Below are 25,025 nucleotides of genomic sequence, written 5' to 3'. Positions count from 1 at the left end.
CACCCGCACCCCTTGTGACCCATCCCACACGTCGATATAATGAAAACGACTCGCGCGGGTTTACCTAAAAAGAGCTCCAGGAGCTCGCAGATCTCTCGAAACGCTTGCACCTGGGGGATTGCCTCCGGCAACGTGCGTCAGGTTGGGTAGCTATTGATCGTTTCAACATAAAGGAGGAGGTGTGGCCCTTCGTTCACCGACGGGCCACACCTTCATAGAGGTGACTGAGAACAATATGGAACTGCAAGCATCTGCACTCACCCAGCGGTACGGAAAATCCCCGCCGATTTTCACCGATCTATCTTTTTCCCTTCGCGACGGCGTAGTCGCACTCCTCGGAGTAAATGGGGCCGGAAAAACTACACTCCTCAAAACCCTCGTGGGTATCCTGCCAGCATTTAGCGGTCAAGTGACGATTAATGGCCAGCAACTCTCCGCGCAAATCCGCGCGGGCAAGCTCGCAGATATAAGCTTCCTCCCCCAAGAAGTTACTTTCAATCCAAAACTAACCGTGGTGGAATTCATTACCTACATCGCCTGGATGCGCGGAGTGCCTTTGCGGAAAATATCCGCCCAGATTGGCGAAGTGCTCGATTCGCTAGATATAGCGAATATTCACCACCATCGGATGGGCAGTCTTTCCGGCGGGCAGGTACGCAGATGCGGCCTGGCCAGTGCCATTATCGGCACTCCCCAGGTGTTGATACTAGATGAGCCGACTGCCGGCCTGGACCCCGAGCAGCGCGTTGCTATCCGCACCCTCATTTCCCAACATCTCGCGCCGCTCACCATACTTTCTACGCATCTACTCGAAGACGTAGTACGCGTAGCAGACCGGGTACTCGTACTTGATGCGGGCAGTATTATCTTCGACGGCAACGTAGCACAGCTGGAGGCCTTGGCCACCGCTCACCGCTCGGCCGGCACATCCCTTGCGGAAAGCGGCTTCCTACATCTTGTTCGGCATTCCCACCCTGCGGAAACAATAACTGGAGTGGGAACTGCCCAGTCAGCAAGTCAAGATCACTCTCCCACCCCTGCGGCTTCGGCAATTCCCGGAACCAGCCTTGCGGAATCGGTAGGTAGCACACCCCGAGAAAGCGAGGCTCCTCATGAAACCTCCTAAGACTCGTTCTCCCTTGTGGTACCGCCGTCACCTTCTGGTTTACGCAACGCCCGTATTGTTATTCATCGTCGTGCTCATTGCGATACTTATGCGAAACCGCTGGAATATATCAAGTACGGCGGTTTCGTCCGGGGCACTTTTCCCATTCCTCCTGTTTTCGCCGCTTGTTGCCGCGCTCCAGGGGGTCGAAGTAAAGTACGAGACGCAAACGCGTCTGTTTTCGTGGGTGCCGTTGCGCCGCCGAACCGTTTTCGTAGAAAATCTTCGTCTTCTTCTCCCCGCGGTAGCTTCCATACTTGCCAGCGCGGGAACACTCCTTCTTATCGCCTTATTCGCTCATATTTCCTCGCCCTCAAATACGTTTTTCGCACGGGGAGTTTTTTCCTGGAGTCCCAGCGTTTGCTACCTAGCGGTAGCCGTTTGCGGCGTATGTGTGGCGCAATTACTTGGCCGTTCTGAATTATCTCTAGCGGTGTGCGCAATTGTCTCTTTTTGTTTGACCCTCGGCATGGGTGTTTTCGCGACCCAGTTTGCCTTCGAGGAACCGTATGAACTTGTGCCTTATGTCAAAACTGGGGCGCTGGCATTATTCGCGGGTGTGGCTTGCCTTTGCGCGCTTCTCATCGCTGGGCCTTCCGCCCGCGCCCAACACCCCAATATTTTAAGCTCGATAACCCGCGGTTACGGTCAAGCTTTCGTCGCGTTTTCGCTTGCGGGAATAGTAATTGTGACGGCGGCATTGTTGCCACAAGCAGAACTGCGGCGCCCGGCCGCTAGTCTCGTGGTTTGCACTTCCCCTTCCCCGCCCACGACCCCAGAATCGGAGGCTGGCGCCAGCCGCACACCTCCGCAGATATGCGTTTGGAAAGAACACGGCCGGTTACTACCCGAACTGGTGGCCATCCAAGAACGAGTACTTGATGCTCTTCCTCCTACAGTCCCTCTGCCCGCAAGTTTTCAGGACTTTGCGCTTGACGGTACGGCGAATGCTTCCTACAGTCTCAACCTTTCGGTACGCATGGGCACGGATCAAGTTACCCTCCCAACGGCGTACGTCCTGGCACTTTCCAATCACCTCTTTGTGCCTGATACTCCGGCGGAACACGATGGCGTCGCTACCGGCAACGCGGAAGTGAGCAACACCGAAGCCGCGAACGCTGATTTGAGCGCAGAAATGTTCGATAACACCACTCTTTTCACCTTGTGGCTACTCCACCAAGCATCACCGGGAATCTTGGACGATAGCGGTATCGAATCGATAGTTTATGCGCCTTCGGTTTTACTCAACGAGGTCAAGCAGGTCATAAAACTACCATTGGCAGAGCAGCAAGCTTGGGCGGGAGAAATCTATGACAGATCCGGAGCCTAATCAAACTTACTCGCATTTCGAGAATAATCGGCCTGGTGCCTTGCCGCGGGCCTTGACGCACGCGTATATCCGTGCCCACGGTATTCCTGCGGCCCTGATAGTCATTCCCACCATCTGCCTCGCGATTATCCTGCTTGGCGAACGCGTGACCGTTCACTCCTGGGTGGCAGGTGGAGTTACCCCCTTGGCTCGGTTGCTAACTGTGGGTATCCCCGTGGTTGCCGTCACTACCGTATTTCCCGGCTTCGAAGCGGCATACCATCCGCTTCCGCGGCGGCGGGTAACCGATACCCACGCTGCGATTTCTCTCCTCATGGTTTTGGGAATTGGCCTGGGATTAGGGGCATATATGCACGAGCCGAATCCGCTAGCTTTGCCTCGCCTATTTGCATTCTGGTGGGGGCTGGCAATCATCTCTGCCGCCATAGGCGGAAAGAAGTATACCTGGGTGATTCCGTCTCTTATTGCCTTAGGTAGTGGCTTCTTTTTCCCGCCGGAAGAAACTTCCGTCTGGAATGTGGTGATGTCACAGGTTGATTCGTGGCAAATTTACACTCTTGTGGGGGCAGTGCTTTTACTGGCGGGGTTGCTGTATCGAAAAGTCACTTTGCGGAGCAGAATTTCTCAGCGGCGGTAACGGCGTCGTCGATATTATCGAAGAAGTTTTCCTTTCCGCCGGCCGCGGCAGTAAGCCCCATGGATTCGGTGAGCTCTTCGTGGGCGGTACGTAACCCCACCACGAGCACGTGATTATCAGCTTCCCGCAAAGTGGTGACGATATCCGCCAGCGTTTTCGCGCCCGTTGCATCCATTACTCCCACATGGGAGAGCCGCAAGATTACCACCCATACGTCGTCTAGCCGGATAATTTCTTCCTCTATGCGATCTGCCACGCCAAAGAACATGGCGCCATCGATCCGCAAAGTACGAATCCGCGGATTCTTAGTGGGGTATTCCTTGCGCACCCCGGATTGCCGCGCTAAACCGCGCATGATCGAGATAGTTGCGATGGTAACGCCGATGAGGATCGCCCAAATGAGGTCAAATACCACTGTGATTAGCGCGGTGAGCACGAAAACCAGAATGTCGGTACGGGTGGAACGCGAAATTTGGCGGATCGAATGTACCGGGATCATCCTCCCGGCCGTCACAAACAGTACGCCTGCCAAAGCGGAAAGCGGGATCACGCTTACGATCTGGGCGGCTCCATACACCACTCCCACAAGCACCAGGGAGTGTATTACCGGGGAAAGCCGGGAACGGCCCTCGGCTCGCACGTTCACTGCGGTGCGAACGATTGCTCCGGTTGCGGGCATACCACCGAAGAGGCCGACGGCGCAGTTCGCGGCCCCCTGACCCAAAAGCTCTCGGTCTGGATTATAGGTTCCGCCCGGTACCATGCCGGCCGCTACGCGCGCCGAAAGCAGGGATTCAATTCCGGCTAGCAAGGCCACTGAAATCGCGCCCGGGAGGAGCGCCGTTACTACCTCGGCCGAGATTGGAGGTAGATGTGGAGCGGGCAAAGAGTTCGGTATTTCCCCGATCGTGGGCACGGGTAGTTTCGCCACCACCGCCACCGCGGTCACAATTGCCAGTGCTACCAGCGAACCGGGGAACTGCGGCGAAATCTTGTCCAGGAAGTAAATGAGCAGCGCGGTTATTAGCGCCACCGCCAACGGCAGGAACGCCTGCGGATACGAAGCTTCGCGTATTGCGGCGAACCCGGCCAGCAGCGTATTGCCCCCGGCTTGTACTTCCACGCCCAAAGCATTCGGAATTTGCTGGAAAATCAAGATGAAGGCGATCCCGAGCGTGAACCCCTCAATCACCGGCCAAGGAATCAGCGAGACCACCTGGCCCAAGCCCAAAACCGCGCCCACAATGAGCAGTACCCCGGCCATTAGCGAGAGCAAAGGTACGACGCCGATTCCATAGGCGGCAACCAGCGGAGCCAAAATAACGACCATGGCTCCGGTGGGGCCCGAAACTTGGAACCGGGAACCACCAAAAATGGCGCCTACGATTCCGGCCACAATCGCCGTAATTAGGCCGGCGGCCGCGCCTACTCCCGAGGCCACCCCAAAGGCTAAGGCGAGCGGGAGGGCCACAATTCCGGTGGTGATTCCGGCAAGAATATCGGTTTTCCAGTGCTGGCGAATTTCGCGAATATCAGTAATGTTGGGCAGCAGTGAAAGCAGATGCTTACGAAGCTTCAAAGAACTCCTTCAAGACTAAAAACTGTACCCATCATAGCATTTAGTTCGGCATTTTTCAAATGTGCTTCAATAGCGTTGCTGGGTATTGATTTTATTGCTCGGTTTTTCTTCTCTGGGCGGGATTTTCCGCGCGTCTTCTCGCGTATATTTGAGGAGACGGCTCGAACTACTATCAGAGAGGATAAACCGTGAGCTACAAGGAAAAGGCGAAGGCCAATAAGAAGGAAACTGCGGAACTGTTCAAGGCCGCCCCGGAAGATCTTAAAGCCTTCATGCATATGCATGACTTGAACATGAAGGAAGATGCGCTCGACGTCAAGACGAAGGAACTCATCGCTTTGGCTATTGCGATCAGCACGAAGTGCGAAGGCTGCATTATCGCGCACGTGGACGCTTTGGCTAAGGCAGGCGGAACCCGCGAAGAGCTCGTTGCGATGATCAAGGTGTGCCTGCTCATGAACGGCGGCCCGGGCACGGTATACGGCGCCAAGGCACTCGCTGCTTTCGACGAACTCACCGCTGAGTAACTCACCGTCAGGCAACTAAACCTTCGAGTAACTAACTGCCAGGCAACTGGACCGTCGAGTAACCCACCACTTGGTACCTAAACTTTGGTACCTAAGCTGCCGGGTAACAAAACGCCGGGTGACTAAACCCCCGAAAATTTACCGCTGATTGATTATTTACCGCGCAAGCTCGCGCTGCACGCGGGGCTTGCCTTAAACGCAAGAGTGCGGGGAACGAACTGCCTTCCTCTTAGTTCGTTCCCCGCACTCATATTTAAATCTAGCCTATTAGCCTTGCGCCTAGACATTAGCCCTGCACCTAGCCTACGGCCGCGCGAGTTTTAGTTCGCGGCTCGTAGGCGATGCGCGTTCTAGTTCACGGCTCGGGCCTCCCGGCCAACCGGTTAGGCCGGTAGCCGGGGCCCTCGCCTGAGTTTTAGTTCGCGGCTTGCAGGCCGCCGGAGGCGGGCCCGGAGGGCCGGCCGGCCGGCGGAATCAGATGGCTCGTATTTTGGGCCGGTGCCAAGGATTCCATTTCTTCCGGTTCACCGAAAGTTTGTGCGCCTTCCGGTAGCGGAGCATCCGGATCCTGGCCGGTGAAGGTGAAGCTCATCGGAATGTCTTCCTTGTTCACACCCACCACGATCACCTGGTTGTCCTTGAACTCGCCGTAGAGGAGCTTTTCGGAGAGCACGTCTTCAATATCGCGCTGGATGGCCCGCCGCAAGGGGCGTGCGCCCAGCACCGGATCGTAGCCGCGGTCTGCCAAAAGTTCCTTCGCGTCCTGGGTGAGCGCCAGCGAAAGGCTTTGTTCGCGCAAACGCCCATCTAGCTTCGCGATCATCAGATCCACGATCTGCAAGATCTCTTCCCGGTTGAGCTGCGGGAATACGATCACGTCATCCACGCGGTTGAGGAACTCGGGGCGGAAGTGTTCCTTTAGCTCTTCCGCCACCTTGGTCTTCATCCGCTCATAGGAACTGGTGACGTCTTGATCGAACTGGAAGCCCGTCTGCACGCCCTTGGCAATATCCTTCGTTCCCAAGTTCGTGGTCATAATGATGATCGTATTCTTGAAATCGACCACGCGGCCCTGCGAATCCGTCAAGCGGCCTTCTTCCAAAATCTGGAGCAAAGAGTTGAACAGATCCGGGTGGGCCTTTTCGATTTCGTCGAACAGCACCACGGAGAAGGGCTTGCGGCGTACCGCTTCCGTCAGCTGGCCACCTTCCTCATAACCCACATATCCCGGAGGGGCACCAAACAGCCGCGAGACCGTGTGCTTCTCCGAATATTCAGACATGTCCAAAGTGATGAGTGCCGATTCGTCCCCGAACAGGAATTCGGCAAGCGCCTTGGCCAGTTCCGTCTTCCCCACGCCGGTAGGGCCGGCAAAGATGAAGGAACCACCCGGCCGGTTCGGATCCTTCAAGCCTGCCCGCTGGCGCCGAATTGCCTGCGAAATAGCGGTTACGGCCTCGTTTTGGCCAATAACACGCTTGTGCAATTCGTCTTCCATGCGCAGCAGCTTCTCCGATTCGGCTTCGGAAAGCTTGAACACCGGAATCCCGGTAGACATAGAGAGCACCTCGGTGATGAGATCCTCATCCACCACGGATACCACGTCCATATCTCCGCTCTTCCACGCGTTTTCTTGCTCTTCGCGCTGGGCGGTAAGGCTCTGTTCTTGATCGCGCAGGCTCGCCGCCCGTTCGAAATCTTGGCCGTCAATCGCGGCTTCCTTTTCGCGGCGCGTACCGGCAATCTTTTCGTCCAGTTCACGCAGTTCTGGCGGTGCCGTCATCTTCCGGATCGCCAAGCGGGCCCCGGCCTCATCGATCAGGTCAATCGCCTTATCGGGCAGGAAGCGGTCGTTAATATAGCGATCCGATAGGGATGCGGCGGCTTCCAAAGCGTCGTCGGTAATAGTTATCCGGTGGAAGGATTCGTAACGGTCGCGCAAACCCTTGAGGATTTCCACGGTCTGTTCCACCGTGGGCTGTTCCACCTGAATCGGCTGGAAACGCCGTTCCAGAGCGGCATCCTTTTCAATGTACTTACGGTATTCGTCCAGGGTGGTAGCACCAATCACCTGGATTTCCCCGCGCGCCAGCATCGGCTTGAGTAACGACGCCGCATCCAGGGCACCTTCCGCCGCACCGGCACCCACCAGGGTGTGGATTTCGTCAATGAAAAGAATGATGTCCCCGCGAGTATTGATCTCCTTGAGGATTTTCTTCATTCTTTCTTCGAAATCACCCCGGTAGCGCGAACCGGCTACCAAAGAACCCATATCGAGAGAATAAAGCTGCTTTTCCTTCAGCGTTTCCGGCACATTATCGGCGGCGATGAGTTGCGCCAAACCTTCTACCACGGCGGTTTTACCAACGCCGGGTTCCCCGATTAGCACCGGATTGTTTTTGGTCCGGCGGGAAAGCACTTGCATAACCCGCTCGGTTTCCGTGTGCCGGCCAATTACCGGATCTAGCTTGTGATCGCGTGCCGCTTGCGTGAGATTGCGGCCGTACTGGTCAAGAACCGTGGATCCAGCTCGGTGGCCTTCGCGGCGCCCGCCGCCCACGCCTACCGCTTCCTTCCCTTGGAAACCGGAAATCAGCTGGTTGACCTGGTTGCGCACGGTGGGCATATCGGCGCCCATCTTCTGCAATACCTGGGCGGCTACCCCATCTGGTTCGCGGGTAAGGCCGAGCAAAAGGTGTTCGGTACCGATGTAGGAGTGGCCTAGCTGCAGGCCTTCACGCATCGCGTACTCGATGACCTTTTTGGCGCGCGGAGTAAAAGGAATATGCCCGGAGGGTTGCTCCTGGCCTTCCCCGATAATCTCCACTACCTCCGAACGCACACCTTCTAGCGTGACCCCCAGAGCCTCGAGCGCCTTCGCCGCTACACCTTCACCTTCGCGGATCAGGCCCAGCAGGATGTGTTCGGTCCCCAGGTAGTTGTGCTTGAGGTTACGCGCCTCTTCCTGCGCGAGCACGATGACCCGCCGGGCGCGGTCCGTGAACCTTTCGAACATAACACTCCCTTGGTTTGAAACTATCTAAGAGGGTAACGACCTGCGCGGAACTTCCCCTCCCCTGTTCGCCAGCGGCGTTTTATTCATTATCATATCGCCGAGCTTGCGCGGTTTACGCGGCAGGAATCTCCACCAAGATAGTGAGCGGTCCGTCATTTACGAGTTCCACATCCATTTCCGCTCCGAAAGTGCCAGTGGCTACCTGCAGACCGTAGGTTTCGCGTAATTCTCGCACCACTTCTTCATATAGCGGTTCGGCAATATCACCGCGCGCGGCCCGCGACCACGAAGGTTTGCGGCCTTTACGCACATCCGCGTACAGCGTGAACTGGGAGACGACGAGCACCGGCGCTTCTGCTTCCTGGGCCGAAAGTCGGTGTTTTTCATCATCCGTACCATCTGCGGCTCGCAACAGCTTGAGCTGCGCAATTTTTCTTGCCACCGTGGCGGCGCGGGCGGCGTCGTCGTCTTGGGTAACCCCAACCAGGACGCACAATCCGGGCCCGATCTCCCCCACGACCTCGTTATCTACCGTTACCGAAGCACGTTTGACGCGCTGGATCACCGCACGCATTTACCATCCTCCTCGCCAAGAATCGCGCCGGCCCCAATCTTCGCCGGCGCGGCCAATACCCATTCTTTGCCTTTCCGGCCCCAAATAATAAAGGGCCGCGTACAGGGAAACGCAGGTGAGTAGCCCGCCCATCGGCAACCGCCATCCCACCAAATACTGGATGACCACTACCAGGAGCGCGAGCACTAAAACCGGCGTCCAAAATTCTTTGGATTTACGGGCAAAGGTGAATTTGTGGGAGCTTTGCCGCAAGCACGAAAGGAGTGCCCAGGCCACGAAAGCGGTGAGTAAAACGCCCACCGTCAAACCGTAGATGTGGTGGATCATGATTATGGTCGCTACCGTGCCTGTCACGTGACTCCCTTTACCGTTTACCGTCGCCGGGTTTACTTGCGCGAGCTCGAATCTTCCGCGCCCGTTTTCCTGCTCTGCCAGCTTAGCAACCAGGGCAGAGGGCGTGCCCAGACCACCGGTTCCGCCCAGGCCGAAAACTGTGCCTGCCCCGCCAGTGCGGCTAATTCCGCGGTTTGTGTTTCTTCGCCGCCCGGCACCAATTCCGCGGTTTGTGCCATTTCGGCAGGCGGTACTAATTCCGCGGTTTTGGTGGCGGAAGTGGTTTCCTCCAATTCCGCGGTTTCGGTGGCACTGGCTTCGGTGGCACTGGCTTCGGTGACGTTGGTTTCGGTGGCGATGGTTTCGGTGGCGTGGGGCGCAACCAGCACCGGCGTCGTGCGCGTGGCGGCAAGCGAGGCGCGGTCCAGCAAAGCAAGGGCGAGCGGCCCCTCCTCATAATCGCGCGCCGCCAACACCACTTCTCCGCACGCCCGCACTACTGTGCGAGGTGCAGTACTTTTCTCCGGGCCGGGTTCCGGGCGAGGTTCCGGGTGAGGCCCCGGGCAAGATTCCGGGCCGGGTTCCGCGCGAAATGCTGGGCCAGTTTCCGGATTATTTTCCGGAGCAGTTTCCGGGTAGGTTTCCGGCGAAGTTTCGGGGTGGGTTTCCGGCGAACTTTCGGGGCCGACGCCGGACGCTTCGGAAATGAACAAAACATCTCCGGGAGTGGGCAGATCGGCCAGGTCGGGGCCTTCCAGATAGAGCAAGGCGGGAACGCGCACCGATGCTGGTGGCGTGGGCGAAGCTGTAGGCGGATCTTCTCGCGAAGCTGCCGGAGAAGCAGCGGGCGGATCAGTTGGCGAAGCAGCGGGCGGATTGAGCGGCGCATAACCCACTTCGGCGGGCCGGGCGCCTACCGCTGCGGCGGCATAGCTAGCGGGCCGGAAAGTGGCGGCAAGTTGCGATTCCCAGGCAGTAAGCCCGGCTGCTTTCACCCCGGCCGCGGCTAATTTGGCGAAAATCTGGCTTAGTTGCGGTTCGCTACCGGGAACCAGCGCATACACGGCTTGCCAAGCTTCGTTCGGTTCACTGCCAATGCGTTCTGCATATTCGGCACCTTCCCACGGGTCACGCCAGAGCAAGGGTTCGCCCTGCGCGCTACGGGCCGCCACCTGCATGAGCGCTTCGCAGGCCGGGCCTGTGCTACGCGCTCCAAGCAAACGCAGGCGCGAAAAACTTGCGCTGCCCGTACCTTCCGCGGTAGCCGAGCCGTCCACGGTGGCTAATGTTTCCTTCCCGGGCGCTGGCAATTCCACGCTGGCTTTCCGCTGTTTGGCATCCGGTTTTTGCGCGGCTGGTAAAGCCGGCTCAACATCCGGCAGGTGTTCAGCTGCTCGAACTTTCTTGCTGCCCTGGCCCAGCCGGCGCATTTGTGCTGTTTCAATGCGGAAAACTTGGCCTCCAGCCACCGCGAGCGCATACCCGCCAATAATCTGGCCCGCACTGTTGAGCTTGAGTACGTCTCGCCAAAAATGATCGGGCGCCGAAAACGCCGGCGCCTCCGCTGGCACTGCAGAGAGCGGCGTATCCGCGAGCGCTTGCACGGGTACGTGGCCTAAGTCAGTAAAGGCGCGGCCGGCAAGAAGCATGCGCTGTTCGCGGTAGGGATTGCCAAAATGCGAGGGCACGCCAAACGCGGCGCCCTTCCCGCGCGGGTCTGCGGTAGCTTCCACGGCGCCCGCGCGTGCCAGCAAAGGGCTTGGCACTGCTGCCGCGTGCGGGCCTGCTCCCGTATCTGCCCGGTTATTTTTCGGTCCCGTTACCATCTTCGGTTTCTACCGCTTCCCCAGTTTTTGCCGCAAACCCGGGGATATCGCCCACTCTTTGCAAGCGGGCAGACATATAGTCGCGTAATTCCTGGCCGAAAGCGGCCATTTCATAGGCGAAGAAAAGTTCGGATTCCACATATCCACCGGTGATCCGCCCCGCTTCGTAGCGCTGCGCCGTCGGCGTGGCAGCAATAGCATCGGCCACGAATTGGAACCGCGGCCCTTGGATCGCACCGGCCAAGGTCATCGCGTGCCCGGTCGGTTGCGCAACCGTACCTTCCAAAATGTATTGGCCGTTCTTCCCCTCTGCATGTTCGGGCGAAACCCGCAGGTAACCGACGAGCGAAGACCACAGCTGCCCTTTCGTGAGCATCCGGTATTGCACGCCGCCAGGCCGTTCCTGGTCAATAGCCGCAACCGGTTCCTGCGCCAACCAAACATCGGAAACTACCCGCAAATACGGGCCGCCATTGTCGTTATCGATCCGCAGTTCGTGCAGGAACGCCGCCGCTTCCACGCCCTCATAGGCGAGGATGCCCGCGCCGCGCCAGTCGTCAACCAGCCAGGCCATCGGGTACGTTTCCGGAGCAAGATTTGTGGGGATTGTGAACACCATGGTTCTAGACTAAGCGATAATCGCCGCTATGCCGAAAGCGAGCCATCCACACACGCTGACCACGGCTAATTCCACTCCAGCTTGGGTGAGCCAACCAATGGGTGCGCGGCCGGTAGCGTTGTTTTCAGAAGCTTCGTTCTCACGCGCACGCGAGGTCTCACGCGCACGCGCGGTTTTTGTGGTTTCCGAGTTTTCCACAGCGGGGGCGACGACGCCGTCTTCCCCGGCCGTTTTTTCTTCGGCCGTGGTTTGCGGGGAGGTAAGGCTGAGCTTTTCGGCTAGCACCCCGGAGTAGTAATCGGAGAGCGGGTAGAGCAGGGCCGGGACGATGGCGAGCCAGACCGGGCCGGCGGTGAGCGTGGCCCACGCGGTGGCGCCGGTGATGGTGCTATAGGCCCAGCCGGCACCGAGCCCGCCCGCAAAGGCTACGAGCAGATATGGCCACCAGGAAGCGATGCGCCCCAAAATGATGCGGACGACCGCCATGCACAGCAGGGATTCCGCCATAATCGTGCCGGCCATTTCCCCGCCTACCAGGTGCAGGCTTGCCGGCCATAAGCCAGCACTAATAGCCACCGCAATCGCCAGGTAACTCACCGCGAGTTGGGAAACCAAAGTACCGGCCGGCATCGGGCGTGCCATCTGGGCGAGAAACACAATAACCACACCCATTCCGGCCAGCACTGGCATGGCCGAAATCTTGCCCAAGGCACCGGCAATAGTGGCTATGGCGAGCATCGCCCAGGCCAGGCCGCGCGCTAGATGCGGATTGGGAATTTTCGCGCGAGCCGTGATTGCGTAAACAGCGAGCACCCCGGAAAGGAAGGCGAGGCCGGCCGTTACCCAGGCCGCCGTTCCCGTGGGTGGGAAACTGATCGGAAAACCGGAAGTCAAAATAAATACCGCGGTGAAAGCAACACAGACCAGGAGTGCCACGAAATCGGCTAGTAACGTGACTCGCACCGGAATCGACTTGCTGACCTGCGGAGTTTCCGACGAGCGCGACTCAGAAGAGCGCGGTTCCGACGGGCGCGACTCGGATCGGTACGATCGCCCCTCTGCGCGGTACGGCCGCGTTGCAGGCAGGTCCTGCTCCTGCGGCTCGGCGTGGTGGCTGTGCAGAGTTTCTGCCCGTAGGCCAGATGCCCGTCGGCCCGATGCCCGCCGGCCCGAAGCGCGCCTACCGGCCGCACGTCTACCGGCGGCTCTTCTACCGGAAGCCCTTCTGCCGGAAGCGTGGCTGCCGCTGGCGCCGGTGGGATGGTTTTCCTGCTCCTGCCTGTCCATACCGTCATTCTGTCAAATATCGCTCTCCCCTAGCGGGACTTTCATTTAGCCTCGCGGAGGAGAAATTGCATCCGCAAAAAAAATTTCGCTGCCATGCCACTGGAAGCCTGGTTGCGTACGGCGTCGTACCCCGCAGACCGTAAACCGTAAGCCCGCTACGGCCCCTAACCGAGAGTCGGAAACTTAAATACCGTGCGCTCTAAAACCGACGTTCTAAAGCTCGCGCTCCAAAACCTTAATAACACCGACTTTTCCCCATAAAATCAACGAAAACCCCCACCATAAACAACGATTATTGTCCATTAGCCCAAACCCGACGTTCCAAAGCCGGCGCCCCAAGGCCGATGCTCCAAACCCGGAACTTCAAAACCGGTGCTCCAAAGCAGATGCTCCAAACCCGCGTAATACTTAGGCTTCCCCAGCTCAAGGCCGGCGCGCGCAGTATTTTTACTCTGCCGTAGTTCCTGTTAGAGTATTGGTACGGCATCGGACCACGAAAGCCCCGGGCTCCAACTACAGCCGCTTCGAGCGGCATTCGCGCCGTCAGGCGCTCTCTGGTCCGATGCCTTTTACTTTCCTTTTTCGCCGCGCCCGGCCAAACCTTCCCTCACACTTGCCCACATTTTTATGTTACGGCACTCACTTTTTGCCTATTTGTGGTTGGAGCTTGCCCAGTATCTTCCGCGTTCTACCACGTCTTTGGCCGCTACCGTTGCGCCCACCCCGCGGCTTAGCGAGTAAAACACCACACCGAGCATCGAAAGTCACCTTCATTTTCGTTTTACTCATCTAAGCTGTTTTCGGAAAGTTCGCCGACTGTTCTTCACGTCGAAACGGAGCGTTAACTTGAAGTTTTTTAGTAGGTTCTCAAAGTCTCACCAAGTGTTGACGCTAATTAAAGATCAGGCGCAGCACTTGGAAAGTGCGGCGAACGAGCTTCAGCAGATCGTTAGCCTCGATGTTTCACAACAGGCCGAGCGCGCCCAAGCGCTCCACAAAATTGAAAACCAGGCCGATGATGCCTCGCATACGCTACTGACTTTCGTCAATAAGTCTTTTGTTCTCCCCTTCGATCGCACTGATCTTTACGATTTAAGTTCCACGATCGATGATTGTGTAGACCTCATCGATGAAGCCGGTTCCGGGATTGTTATGCTCTCCCCTTCCCATTTGCCCGATGAATGTTTGGAAGTGGTGGGGTTGCTGCAGCAGTGCGCTTCAGAATCGGCGCGGATCCTTTCGCATTTCTCGCCCACTTCACCCGAAACGCGCGACTATTGGATCCACATGAATCAGCTCGAGAATCAGGGCGACCGGCTCTACGGCAACACTATCGTCAAGCTTTTCAACGGCAGCACTGACGCTTTGGAAGTGATGCGGCTCCACATGATCGCCACCGCTTTGGAAAACGCTTTGGATTCCTTCGAAAACTTGGCGAATGTGGTTGAGCAGATCGCGCTCAAGGAGTCATAAGCGTGTCCGAATTACTGTTCCTCGTATTCGTGGTGATTGCCTTTAGCGTCATTTTTGATTTCACTAACGGTTTCCACGACGCCGCGAATGCGATCGCTACTTCTGTTGCCACGCGTGCTCTCACCCCGCCGGTGGCCTTGGCCATGGCGGCCTGTATGAATTTTGTGGGGGCCCTACTTGGCACGAAAGTGGCGGAAACCATCGGGTCCGGGATCGTGAATATTACCGACGCCCCGGCCCTCGACGGTTTGGTACTGGTGCTCGGAGCGCTGATAGGCGCCGTCGTCTGGAACCTGATTACCTGGTGGTTCGGCCTACCTTCCTCAAGTTCGCACGCCCTTATTGGCGGGCTGGCGGGCGCCGGGCTGGTCACCGCGGTTACCGTCCACTGGGCCGCGATTGTGGATAAAGTCGTACTCCCCATGGTGATTTCGCCGATCATTGGTTTCACCCTCGCCTACGTGGCAATGAAATTGCTCCTCGCTTTGCTTGACTGGCGTGCCGCTTCCTATCGGCGCACAATGGATGGTTTCCGGTATGCGCAAACGATTTCCGCTGCCGCGGTAGCTTTGGGGCACGGTTTGCAGGACGCCCAGAAAACTATGGGTGTGATGGTGTTGGCGCTGGTCGCGGGTGGTTTTCACGACGACGTCGCCGTGATCCCCCTGTGGGTGAAACTTTTGGCTGCCGGCGCGATTTCGGCTGGCACCGCCACCGGAGGTTTCCGGATTATGCGCACGCTCGGCTCGAAACTGATTGACCTGGATCCGCCGCACGGTTTCGTGGCGGAAACGGTGGCTGCCGGGGTGCTCTATACGACGGCGTTTTTGTGGGCCGCACCAATTTCGACGACGCAAACCATTACCTGCGCGATTATGGGCGTGGGTGCCACCAAATCCAAGGCGGCGGTGCGTTGGGGTACGGCCGGCAATATTGCCCTGGCCTGGATATTCACCTTGCCCTGCGCCGCGGCTTTCGGCGCTTTGGCTACCTTCTTGCTACGCCTCGTCCTTATTTAAGCACGACTGCGCGGCTGCACGGCCGGCGTGAAACCGGCGTCGTAAAACCGGCTTTGTATGACCAAGAGACCCGTGAAAACTGTGGGGGACACGAACCACAGTTTTCACGGGTCTCGCTGGAGCGGGTGGGCAAGCCCGCTTCCACGCGGCAAACGGAACCGCGCTGGTTGGTAAAGCAACGGTGCTTGTATCCCAACCAAACCAAACCGGCGCCGCACAACCAGTATTAACCAACCGGTGCCGGTAATAAACCGCACCGGTGGCCACTGGTGGGCGCCTGTCCGCGAGCTGGAGCGGCCAGGCCGGCCTCCGCCCGCTGCCTATCCGAAGCGGCCGGAGACTTGCTTACCCGAAGCGGCCGGAGACGTAATCTTCGGTTTCGGAATTTGCGGGGTTGGAGAAGATTTTCTCCGTCGAGTCAAATTCCACGAGGTGCCCGGGCTTGCCGGTGCCTTCAATATTGAAGAAACCGGTCATTTCGGAAACGCGGGCGGCCTGCTGCATGTTGTGCGTGACGATCACGATCGTGAAGTCATCTTTCAGGTCCGTCATCAGGTCTTCGATTGCCAGGGTGGAGATCGGGTCCAGGGCGGAGCACGGTTCGTCCATGAGGAGCACTTGCGGTTTTACCGCGATTGCCCGGGCGATGCATAGACGCTGCTGCTGGCCACCGGAAAGGGAAGCGCCCGGCCGGTCCAGCCGGTCTTTTACTTCCTCCCACAAGTTGGCTCCACGCAAGGAGGTTTCAACGATTTCTTCGGCGTCGGCCTTGTTCACCTTCTGGTTATTGAGCCGGTAGCCCGCCAAAACGTTATCGCGAATCGACATGGTGGGGAACGGGTTGGGCCGCTGGAACACCATGCCCACGTGCCCGCGCACGGTTACCGGATCCACACCCGGGGCATAAATATCTTGCCCGTCGATTTCTACCGATCCGGTTACGTAGGCCCCCGGCTGTACTTCGTGCATCCGGTTGAGGGAACGCAAGAAAGTGGATTTCCCACACCCGGAAGGGCCAATCAGGGCGGTAATCGAGTTCGGACGGATATGTACGTTCACGCCCTCTACGGCTAGGAACTTGCCGTAGTAGATGTTTTCGTCGCGTACGACGATTCCTTCAGTCACTTCTCTGTCCTTTCAGAGCTGCGGCTACGTGCCGGCTAACTAGAGAGTCTTAGCTCCGGCTACGCACCGCCGAGCTAAAAAGTTTTGGCTGCGGCTACGTGCCGGCAAGCTAGTGGGTCTTCGGCGCGAATACCTTGGCGATAAAGCGCGCAATGAGGTTGAGGATCAAGACGATGATTACCAGCACGAAGGCGCCACCCCAGGCGTAATCCATCATGCCGCGTTGGAACATCGAATAGACGAATACGGGCAAGGTCATTACCGGGCCGTTGATGAGCGAATAGTTGAACCCATCGGGCGAGGAAGCGGTAATCATAAGCGGCGCGGATTCACCGATCACGCGGGCCAGGGCGATCACGCACCCCGAAACAATGCCCGGCAAGGCGGTACGCAAAACCACTTTGATAATGGTCCGAGATTTCGTGACACCCAAAGCATAGGAAGCTTCCCGCAGTTCATCGGGCACAATCCGCAACATTTCCTCGGTATTTCGTACCACGATCGGCGTCATTAGAACCACGAGCGCAATCGCACCCATCAGACCGTTGCGGTGGCCCGTCCAGGGCGCCACCATGCCCACGAAAGCGGCGGCGAACAAGCCGGCCACGATCGAAGGAATACCGGTCATGATGTCTACCAGGAAGGTAACGATCTTTCCGAACCAGCCACCCCGGTAGTATTCCACCAAGTAAATAGCGGTCATAATGCCGAGCGGGATTGCAATAATCGCCGTGGTACCGGTAATCGTCAAAGTACCTACGATGGCGTGGCCGAGCCCGGGCCGCGAACCAGCTTCAGACATTCCCACCATCGAATTGTTGAGGAAGGAATAGTTGAGTACCGGGACCGCATTTTGTACTACCGCCCACAGCAGCGAGATCAGCGGTACCACCGCGATCACGAAAGCGGAAGTAATAATAATTCCGGCCATGCGGTCTTTGCCTGCCCGCCGGCCTTCTACGCCGTGGGAGACGAACCGCATTACCACGAGGAAGATCAGGTAGCCCACTACTAGGGCCCCGACCGCCGATTCAGCTTTGAAACCGAAACGGAACAGGCCGTAGGTGAGCAACCAGCACACGATGAGCGCGCCGAAGGTGAAACCCTTGGGAAGTTTCTTGTTGCCTCCCGCGGTGAGATCCACCTGCACGCGTTCTTTTACCGCAGTTTCGGCGCCGATGCCATTGCCGGTGCCATTGCCGTTGCCGGTGCCGTTGCCGCTGCCGACGCCTTCGCCGTTGCGCGGTGCGGAGATTTTTTCGTTAATGTTTGTTGCCATGCCTGCCTCCTTATTTCACGGCGCTGGCGGCAACGATGCGCCGCGCGGCCCAGTTGACCACGAAGGTCAAAATAAACAGGATGAAACCGATACCCACTAGTACCTGGCTGGGCAGGCCGGGGCCGGCTTCCGGGAAGTTCAAGGCAATCTGGGAAGCGATCGTGGAATGTTGCCCGGGTGCCATGAGGTTGAAGTTCACGTTGAGCCCCGGGGAGAGCACCATGAGCAAAGCCATGGTTTCTCCTAGTGCGCGGCCCAAACCGAGCATCGATGCGGAAGTAATGCCGGAACGGCCCATGGGCAGTACCGTCATCTTGATCATTTCCCAGCGGGTAGCGCCGAGGCCCAAAGCAGCTTCTTCGAGCAGCGTGGGCGTTTGCAAGAAAACTTCCCGGCACAGCGAGGTGATAATCGGGATCACCATGATTGCGAGTACCAGCCCGCCCATGAGTACGTTACGGGCCGGAGGTACGAAGTGTACGAGGTCGGGTTGCAAGGGCCACCAGTCAAACTGGGCGAGCCCGTTTTCTTCTCCCATAAGCGGCACATAGTCCACCCACCATTGCAGGATTGGTCCAAGTGCGCCGTCGATCCACTTGAAAATTGGCCGTAAGGCCGGCTCTAGCGTTTGCATACCCCACAGCCCGAAAACTACGGAAGGGATCGCCGCCAACAGGTCGATCACGTATCCGAGCCCGGCCGCAAAACGCCGGGAAGCATAGTGGGAAATAAACAGCGCGATCCCGATGGAAAGCGGCACCGCGATCGCCAGGGCGATAACGGATGCGAGGATCGTTCCGAACAGGGAGGCGCCGGCATACTGCCAGAAATTCAGGCCCTTCGTGAAGGAAGCGGCGTCTGTAATTTCTTCGGCAGAGGCCAGGTAAGCCGGGTAAGACTGGGCGAGGAGGAATACGAAAACGGCACCCAGGATCAAAATAATCAGGACGCCGGCTCCGTAAGCCAGTCCTTTGAAGGAAGCATCAGCGCGGCCACGCGCGCGCCGAGAGCCGAAAGTAAGCGCGGAGGTTTTCGGCGTTTCCACTGCTGTATTTTCGGCCTGCGGGGAGGCTACAGGCGTTGCCGCCGGAACCTCCCCGGTAGTTTTATCAACTTTTGCCATCAACTTGCGCTATTCGCTCGTTGTTTCGCCTAGTTTCGCACGTGTTACTTGATCTTGGCGATTGCGGCTTCGGCTTCCTTACGCAGTGCGTCCGAAATCGGAGCGTTACCACCCTTCGCGGAGGCGGCACGTTCCTGCCCTTCCGCAGAAACCACGTAAGTGAAGAATTCCTTCACCAAGGAGCCCACCGATGCGTCCTTGTAATCCTGGCATGCCACCAGGTAGGAAATCATAACGGCCGGGTAGGCATCTTCGATGGAACCGTCACGCTTGAGGTCCACGGTCAGGCGCGTATCGGTAGCGTCTTCAGTTGCCGGGGAACCGTCCACAATCGCGGCGGCAGCTTCCGGAGTGGGGCCTACGAAATCAGAGCCGACCTGCAGCTTGGCAGCCTTGAGATCACCGATCTGCGAATAGTCGGCGTACGTGATGGCACCTTCGGTGGTCTTCACCAGGTTGACGACGCCGGACGTTTGCTGCGCGGACTGGGTACCGGTGATGGGCCAGGTGTCAGAAGGCTTGTCCGTCCACACATCGGGAGCGGCTTCCTGCAGGTAGCCCTGGAAGTTCTTGGAAGTACCGGAATCATCGGAACGGTTGACGGGAATGATATCGAGATCGGGCAGGTTTACACCCTGGTTCGTTTCGGCAATAGCCGCGTCATTCCACTTCTTGATCTCGCCCTTGAAAATCTTGGCAACGGTTTCCCCAGTGAGGTTGAGGTTATCTACGCCGGGCAGGTTGTAAGCCACGGCGATCGGGGAAATGTAAACCGGCAGTTCGATCAGCACATCGCTGGCGCACTGGCTACCCTGGCCCACCTTGGCGAGCTCTTCTTCATCAAAAATGGAATCGGTGCCGGCATAGGCCACCTTTCCGGTGAGGAACTGTTCGCGCCCGGTACCGGAACCCGTCGGTTCGTAGTTGACGGTAGCGCCGCTGTTCTTCTGCACGAAAGCATCCCGCCAGGCCTGCTGGGCATTTACCTGCGAGGAAGCACCCGAACCGTTAATGGTTCCGGAAATGCCCGAATCGGAGCTGCCAGCATTATTGGTAGCGGCCTCCGTGGTGGCCGATTCCGTGGTCTTATTTCCGCTATTTGCGTCCCCTCCGCAAGCGGTCAGGGTAAAAGCGAGGGCAGAGGCGGCAGCAAGTGCCGTAAACTTCTTAATCTTCACAGTTGTGTCCTTGTATGCCAGGGAGCGCCCGTTTCGCGCTCACTGCGTTCAGGCTAAAAAGCTCGGGTAACGGCTCCAGACATTTAAGGTAAACGGGAGGTTAACTAGCCTGTCTGGTCGATCACAGGTAGTTTTCAGTTTCCGCGGCGGGTTCCTGCGCCCGCGCTACCGTTTGAGCGCGGCAGCGGGCCGCAAATCAGCGGCCGTGCGGTATTCCAGGGAGATCGGCCGGAATTTTTCTGCTGCTACCGCGGTGGAACCCATCATGTGCAAGGCCAGAATTTCTCCGGTTTTCAGGTAGGGATCTTTTTTGGGGATGCGCTTTTTGACGCTCCCCCGCGCATGCAGGCCAGCTTCTTCCAGTACGCCCGGCAGCGTGGGCCGGTGCAAAGAAACGGCGGCGGGGGATTGCGAAGAGACAAGGAAATCATGAATGGTTTGCGCGGCCCGTTTGGGATCTTTGGCATAGGCAGCTTCGGTAAGTTCCGGCGCGGTTTCGATCTTCAACCCCGTCCACCGCGCATACGGATAGAGCGTATCCACACACCGTTTCCACGGGGAAGAAACCAACCAGGTAATCCCATAATTTGACAGGTCATAGGCGATCTCTGCGGCTCTTTCCGCCCCTTGCGGGGTGAGCGGGCGCGTATCTTCCGGACCTTTCCACACGGATCGTTTCCGGGCCCGCGCGTGGCGCACAAAAAGCACGGCGCGCGTGTTCAACTCCCCGTGTTTTTGGATTTTGGCTACCTTCACGGCCAGTTTGGCGAGTGGTTTAGTGTGCGGGCCGGCACCGAGGATTTCTGCGGCTTCCGCCAGTCCCACCCAGCGATGCGGGCGAGCTTTGCTGTGTTTGCGGTAGCGTTTTTGGCCTTTGCGTAAAGCCAGGGCCGGATGACCGGGTTGCAGTTCTTGTGCCAACCAGAAAGAGATCCGCATTCCCGGTTTTCCGCCCGGCCCCTTCAGGTAGGAGCTTTGCAGTGGCTGGGCGAGGGCGGCGTCGAAACCGGCAAATTCGGCGGCGGCACGCACCGCGGCGTCGCGAGCGCCTTCGCGTTTGCCGCGCACCGCTACCGGGAACATCCACCCCCACGGTTTGCCCAAGTCAACGAGGAGTATTTCGACGTCGTCCACCCGCACTTTCCCGGCGCTACCGGTATTTTTACCCGTACCACCGGCGCTTTTTCCGCTGCCGCTGGTACCTTTCCCGGTATCACCGGATTTTTTCCCGCCGCAGGTACCTTTCTTACCGCTACCGGTATCGCGCGGTTTCATAGCGTCACTAGCGTCTGCCTTGTTCGGGCGCAGGCGCCATATAACGCACCCGCCGGCCCGCTTCTCTTTGCTCATTATTGCCTTTCGCTACGCTGCTTCGAAAACCTACTGTTCGCTACGTTTGCTTTCAAAAAACCAACTAGCGGTTCCGGTAGCCGGCCTCTAGTTTTGCGACCCCGCTACTTTGGAGCGGGCCTGCCGCATGAGGAGATCTTGGATGTCCACGAGCGGCCGGCCTTTTGCGGTGCGGTTGTGCCGCACCCACCCGTCTGGGCCGAGCCGCCAGGAACTGGTGGAATCGGCCATGGCCACGTCGATAAGTTCAACGACCCGTTCGATTTGTTCGGGCACCACGATTTTTATGAGGGCTTCTACGCGACGGTCCAGGTTGCGGTGCATGAGGTCGGCCGAACCGATCCATACGTCCGTATCGCCGTCGTTGCAGAACGCATAGATGCGCGAGTGTTCCAGGTATCGGCCCAGGATGGAACGGACCCGAATGTTTTCGGAAAGGCCGGGGATGCCGGCCCGCACCCCGCAAATGCCGCGGACTTGGATCCATACCGGTACGCCGGCTTGGGAGGCCCGGTAGAGGGCGTCGATCATGGTTTCATCAATGATCGAATTGCATTTGATTTTGATCCAGGCGGGTTTGCCAGCGTTTTTGTTCGCAATTTCCTTTTCGATTCTTTCCACCAGGCCGGCGCGGATCCCGGTGGGGGCCACGAGCAGCCTGTGGAAAGTGGCGGCGGGGGCATAGCCGGAGAGCTGGTTGAAGAGGCGGGTGAGATCTTGGCCCACGTTGCGGTCGCAAGTGAAAAGCCCTAGATCTTCGTAGCCACGCGCAGTTTTCGGGTTATAGTTCCCGGTTCCCACGTGGCAGTACCTGCGCAATATGGCTCCTTCTTGGCGTACCACGAGGCACAGTTTGCAATGGGTTTTCAGGCCCACCATCCCGTAGACCACGTGGACGCCGGCGCGTTCGAGTTTGCGCGCCCACCCAATATTGCGTTCTTCATCAAACCGAGCCTTGATTTCTACGATCGCCAAAACCTGTTTGCCGGCCTGTGCCGCTTGAATAAGCGAATCAATGATCGGAGAATCCCCCGAAGTACGGTACAGGGTTTGTTTGATGGCGAGCACTTTCGGATCGGCGGCAGCTTGCGCGATGAAGGCTTGCACCGAGGTGGAAAATGATTCGTAGGGGTGTTGGACGAGCACTTCCCCTTGCCGGATCTTTTTGAAAAGATTCGCCGATTGCGCCGATTCCGCATCGGTGAGCCCCACCGGCGTGACCGGTACGTATTTCGGGTATTTGAGGGCTGGCCGATCCAAGCTGTGAAACAAATCCAAGCTGGTCAGATCGAGCGGGGCGGGCAACCGGTAAACATCACTTTCCCCAATATCCATTTCGGACATGAGGAACTGGAGTACTTCCGGCGCCATATTTTCGTCCACTTCCAGGCGCACTACGGGCCCAAAACGGCGTTTCATGAGCTCTTTTTCGAGTGCGGTAAGCAGGTTTTCGGCGTCGTCTTCCTCTACCTCTAGATCTTCGTTACGGGTGACCCGGAAAGTAGAGTAATCCTTCACTTGCATACCCGGGAAAAGTTCGCCTAAATGTTCCCCGATGAGTTCCTCGAGCGGCAAGAAACGGAGTTCTTCTTCCGGTTCTGCGGGGATCGTTTCGGCGCGGTAAACGTTACCTTGCGGGTCTAACGCAATGAACCGCGGGAGAATATCGGGTACTTTCACGCGCGCGAACATAGTGGCGCCGGAACCGTCTTCCACGCGTACCGCCAGGTTGAGCGAAAGCCCGGAAATGTACGGGAACGGGTGGGAAGGGTCGACGGCGAGTGGGGTGAGCACCGGGAAAATATTGGATTTGAAGAACCGCGAGAATTGTTTCTTTTCGGTTTTTCCGAGCTCGTGCCACCGCGTGATACGAATTCCTTGGTCGGCAAGTTTGGGGGCGACGTCGTCTAGAAAGACGCGGGCATGCCGAGCCGTGAGTTCGTGCGTGCGTTCTTCGATCCCGTTCATCACTTGCCGCGGGGTAAGCCCGGAAGCGGCGGTGACGGCGATGCCGGAGCGAATGCGGCGCTTCAGGCCGGCCACTCGCACCATGAAGAATTCGTCCAAGTTGGAAGAGAAAATGGAGAGGAACCAGGCGCGTTCCAAAAGCGGCAAGCTTTGATCCTCGCTCTGTTCGAGCACGCGCTCATTGAAGGCCAACCAGGAAAGTTCACGATCCGCAAACCGGCCCTGCGGGAGTTTGGACTCTTCCGGAGCTTTGGCCGCGCGCTTGGCTTCCGCGCGCGCTTCCTTCGCCATTTGCGTGAGCGATTTGGTGGAAACCGGCGAACCGAGCCGGGCCGCCACATGGAAACTATCTTCCGGCTGCGCCGCGGCCGCCTGCGCGGCTGCGGCCGCTACTGCTTCCGCAACGGTTTCCACGGTATTTTCCGGCGCGGTTTCCGGCGCGGTTTCCGACGCGGTTTCCGGAGCGGTTTGCTGAGCTGCACCTTCTGACGAGACGTTATCTGGCACCGACGCTTCCGGCCGTGCCGTTCCCAGTGTTTCCGGCGCCCTAGCTTCCGATGCTTCCGGCGCCCTAACTTCCGTCATTTTGGCCACATCTGCCGCCGTGGCGGGGCTGGCGCCGCGTGCGGCACTCAAAGATGCCGTTAGCGGCACGTGATACAAAACGTGGCGTTGCGCCTGGTGGAAGCCGGCCTTTTCGTACACGCGGACGGCCGCCTCGTTTTCCCCATCCACATACAAGATGACTTTTTCAAAACCGCGGTTTTGTGCCACTAGTAGCGCCCGGTGCGTGAGCTCGGTACCCAAACCGCGGCCCGCATATTCCGGATCCACGCCGAGCACATAAATCTCCAGGGAACTATCCGGTGCGGTTCCGGTTTCGATGCTGCTATTGGCGCTGGTTACGGTTTCGCCCTCGGGGCCAGCGCCGGTGCCAGCCCCTTGCGGCGTCGCCACTTCTTGTGGTTTGAGCCAGAGGAAACCGATCATGGTGCCCTCGGTTTTAGCCACGAGCAACAATTCCGGGGAGAACCACGGTTCGCGCATGCGCGCCCGGAAATCCGCGGCCTGCAAAGCCCCCTGTTCGGGGTGGGTAGCAAAAGCGGTGGCGTTGAGTTGTACCAGGGCCGCAAAATCTACGTCTGGATCGAAAGTGGAAATAACGACGCCGGGGATCTCGCCGGGTTCGGGCGCCGGATTTTCTTCTCCCACGCTACGTTCCAACACCAGCAGCTCGCGGCCGGGAAGCAGACCTTCTTTTTCGGCCAGGTACTGGGCGGCCGGCAAATCGCCATGCGCCCAAAAATCTGTTTCCCCATCCCGGGCAGCGGCCCGCAACAGGGCCGTACCCACGCCGGTGCCGCGAGCTTGCGGTAATACCGCCAATTCCACGGTGTTATTGCGGCCGCGATGGGCGATACCCACCGCCGGCTCCCCTACCTGCCACACTTTGGAAGAACTGGCCCCGGCGGCCACGTCTAGCAGGGTCTGTTCATCGAAGGGCGCCGTGCCGTCTGCCACTTCTGCGGCGTGGGCGATGCGTTGCAGGGTTTCCGCGGACTGTGCGGTTAGCGGACCGGATACAACTTCCATAAGTGCTTCCTCGTTCTAATTTTT

19 protein-coding genes and 1 pseudogene are annotated in these 25,025 nt (G+C 58.3%); 6 read left to right on the top strand and 14 right to left on the bottom strand.

What is annotated here, in order from left to right; translation table 11 throughout:
• Positions 1-220: 220 nt before the first annotated feature.
• From BLT47_RS02200 to BLT47_RS02190, 3 genes are all read left to right on the top strand, one after another.
• Positions 221-1,126: an ABC transporter ATP-binding protein gene (locus BLT47_RS02200; protein ID WP_143021745.1), complete on the top strand. Its 906-nt coding sequence runs from the start codon at positions 221-223 to the stop codon at positions 1,124-1,126.
• 508 nt (positions 1,127-1,634) lie between these two features.
• The gene (locus tag BLT47_RS02195) at positions 1,635-2,495 is read left to right on the top strand and encodes a hypothetical protein (RefSeq protein WP_074661118.1); all 861 of its coding nucleotides are present in this window, start codon (positions 1,635-1,637) and stop codon (positions 2,493-2,495) included.
• The gene (locus BLT47_RS02190) at positions 2,476-3,132 is read left to right on the top strand and encodes a hypothetical protein (protein ID WP_074661116.1); all 657 of its coding nucleotides are present in this window, start codon (positions 2,476-2,478) and stop codon (positions 3,130-3,132) included. Before BLT47_RS02195 ends, BLT47_RS02190 begins: the two co-directional genes overlap by 20 nt.
• On the opposite strand, the gene BLT47_RS02185 is transcribed toward BLT47_RS02190, so the two are convergent.
• On the bottom strand, positions 3,098-4,711 hold the full coding sequence (locus BLT47_RS02185; RefSeq protein ID WP_083330005.1) for a SulP family inorganic anion transporter: 1,614 nt from the start codon (positions 4,709-4,711) through the stop codon (positions 3,098-3,100). The two genes, BLT47_RS02190 and BLT47_RS02185, sit on opposite strands and share 35 nt — an antisense overlap.
• A 188-nt stretch (positions 4,712-4,899) precedes the next feature.
• On the opposite strand from BLT47_RS02185, the gene BLT47_RS02180 reads away from it, so the two are divergent.
• Complete coding sequence (locus BLT47_RS02180; protein WP_049620292.1) at positions 4,900-5,238, top strand: carboxymuconolactone decarboxylase family protein; 339 nt, start codon at positions 4,900-4,902, stop codon at positions 5,236-5,238.
• Between the two features lie 415 nt (positions 5,239-5,653).
• Here BLT47_RS02180 and BLT47_RS02175 read toward each other — a convergent pair whose 3' ends face one another.
• The 6 genes from BLT47_RS02175 to BLT47_RS02150 form a co-directional block, all read right to left on the bottom strand.
• Positions 5,654-8,254: an ATP-dependent Clp protease ATP-binding subunit gene (locus tag BLT47_RS02175; protein WP_074661113.1), complete on the bottom strand. Its 2,601-nt coding sequence runs from the start codon at positions 8,252-8,254 to the stop codon at positions 5,654-5,656.
• A 112-nt stretch (positions 8,255-8,366) separates the two neighbouring features.
• Complete coding sequence (gene dtd / locus BLT47_RS02170) at positions 8,367-8,828, bottom strand: D-aminoacyl-tRNA deacylase (RefSeq protein ID WP_049620290.1); 462 nt, start codon at positions 8,826-8,828, stop codon at positions 8,367-8,369.
• Positions 8,829-9,182 carry a DUF2516 family protein gene (locus BLT47_RS02165; protein WP_143021744.1) on the bottom strand — a complete coding sequence of 118 codons (354 nt, stop codon included), beginning with the start codon at positions 9,180-9,182 and terminating at the stop codon, positions 8,829-8,831.
• A 32-nt stretch (positions 9,183-9,214) separates the two neighbouring features.
• The gene (locus BLT47_RS02160) at positions 9,215-10,987 is read right to left on the bottom strand and encodes a hypothetical protein (RefSeq protein ID WP_074661110.1); all 1,773 of its coding nucleotides are present in this window, start codon (positions 10,985-10,987) and stop codon (positions 9,215-9,217) included.
• Positions 10,965-11,606 (bottom strand): heme-binding beta-barrel domain-containing protein, encoded by a 642-nt coding sequence (locus BLT47_RS02155; RefSeq protein WP_083330004.1) that lies wholly within the window; start codon positions 11,604-11,606, stop codon positions 10,965-10,967. Before BLT47_RS02155 ends, BLT47_RS02160 begins: the two co-directional genes overlap by 23 nt.
• 9 nt (positions 11,607-11,615) lie before the next feature.
• Positions 11,616-12,569, bottom strand: a complete 954-nt coding sequence (locus BLT47_RS02150; protein ID WP_074661107.1) for a hypothetical protein — start codon at positions 12,567-12,569, stop codon at positions 11,616-11,618.
• A 1,170-nt stretch (positions 12,570-13,739) separates the two neighbouring features.
• On the opposite strand from BLT47_RS02150, the gene BLT47_RS02145 reads away from it, so the two are divergent.
• Positions 13,740-14,366, top strand: coding sequence for a DUF47 domain-containing protein (locus BLT47_RS02145; protein ID WP_049620286.1), 627 nt, complete (start codon positions 13,740-13,742; stop codon positions 14,364-14,366).
• A gap of 2 nt (positions 14,367-14,368) precedes the next feature.
• Positions 14,369-15,385, top strand: coding sequence for an inorganic phosphate transporter (locus BLT47_RS02140; RefSeq protein ID WP_176700768.1), 1,017 nt, complete (start codon positions 14,369-14,371; stop codon positions 15,383-15,385).
• Between the two features lie 345 nt (positions 15,386-15,730).
• On the opposite strand, the gene pstB is transcribed toward BLT47_RS02140, so the two are convergent.
• The 7 genes and pseudogenes from pstB to mshD all read right to left on the bottom strand — a co-directional run.
• Positions 15,731-16,510 (bottom strand): phosphate ABC transporter ATP-binding protein PstB, encoded by a 780-nt coding sequence (pstB, locus tag BLT47_RS02135; RefSeq protein WP_049620284.1) that lies wholly within the window; start codon positions 16,508-16,510, stop codon positions 15,731-15,733.
• A 109-nt stretch (positions 16,511-16,619) separates the two neighbouring features.
• Positions 16,620-17,789, bottom strand: coding sequence for a phosphate ABC transporter permease PstA (gene pstA / locus BLT47_RS02130; RefSeq protein ID WP_083330003.1), 1,170 nt, complete (start codon positions 17,787-17,789; stop codon positions 16,620-16,622).
• Positions 17,790-17,799: 10 nt separating this feature from the next.
• Positions 17,800-18,912 (bottom strand): phosphate ABC transporter permease subunit PstC, encoded by a 1,113-nt coding sequence (pstC, locus tag BLT47_RS02125; RefSeq protein ID WP_083330002.1) that lies wholly within the window; start codon positions 18,910-18,912, stop codon positions 17,800-17,802.
• A 44-nt stretch (positions 18,913-18,956) separates the two neighbouring features.
• Positions 18,957-20,090 (bottom strand): phosphate ABC transporter substrate-binding protein PstS, encoded by a 1,134-nt coding sequence (gene pstS, locus BLT47_RS02120; protein WP_049620283.1) that lies wholly within the window; start codon positions 20,088-20,090, stop codon positions 18,957-18,959.
• 165 nt (positions 20,091-20,255) lie between these two features.
• The gene (locus BLT47_RS02115; RefSeq protein WP_074661104.1) at positions 20,256-21,440 is read right to left on the bottom strand and encodes a SixA phosphatase family protein; all 1,185 of its coding nucleotides are present in this window, start codon (positions 21,438-21,440) and stop codon (positions 20,256-20,258) included.
• An 87-nt stretch (positions 21,441-21,527) separates the two neighbouring features.
• Positions 21,528-23,993, bottom strand: a complete 2,466-nt coding sequence (locus BLT47_RS08880; protein WP_256332501.1) for an RNA degradosome polyphosphate kinase — start codon at positions 23,991-23,993, stop codon at positions 21,528-21,530.
• An 84-nt stretch (positions 23,994-24,077) separates the two neighbouring features.
• Positions 24,078-25,001: pseudogene (gene mshD, locus BLT47_RS09505) on the bottom strand (mycothiol synthase); the annotation flags it as partial.
• Positions 25,002-25,025 lie beyond the last annotated feature (24 nt).

This window comes from Actinobaculum suis (assembly GCF_900102025.1).
GTDB lineage: Bacteria > Actinomycetota > Actinomycetes > Actinomycetales > Actinomycetaceae > Actinobaculum > Actinobaculum suis.
Note: the sequence above shows the minus strand (reverse complement) of the source record. Positions and strands in the feature narration are given on the sequence as shown.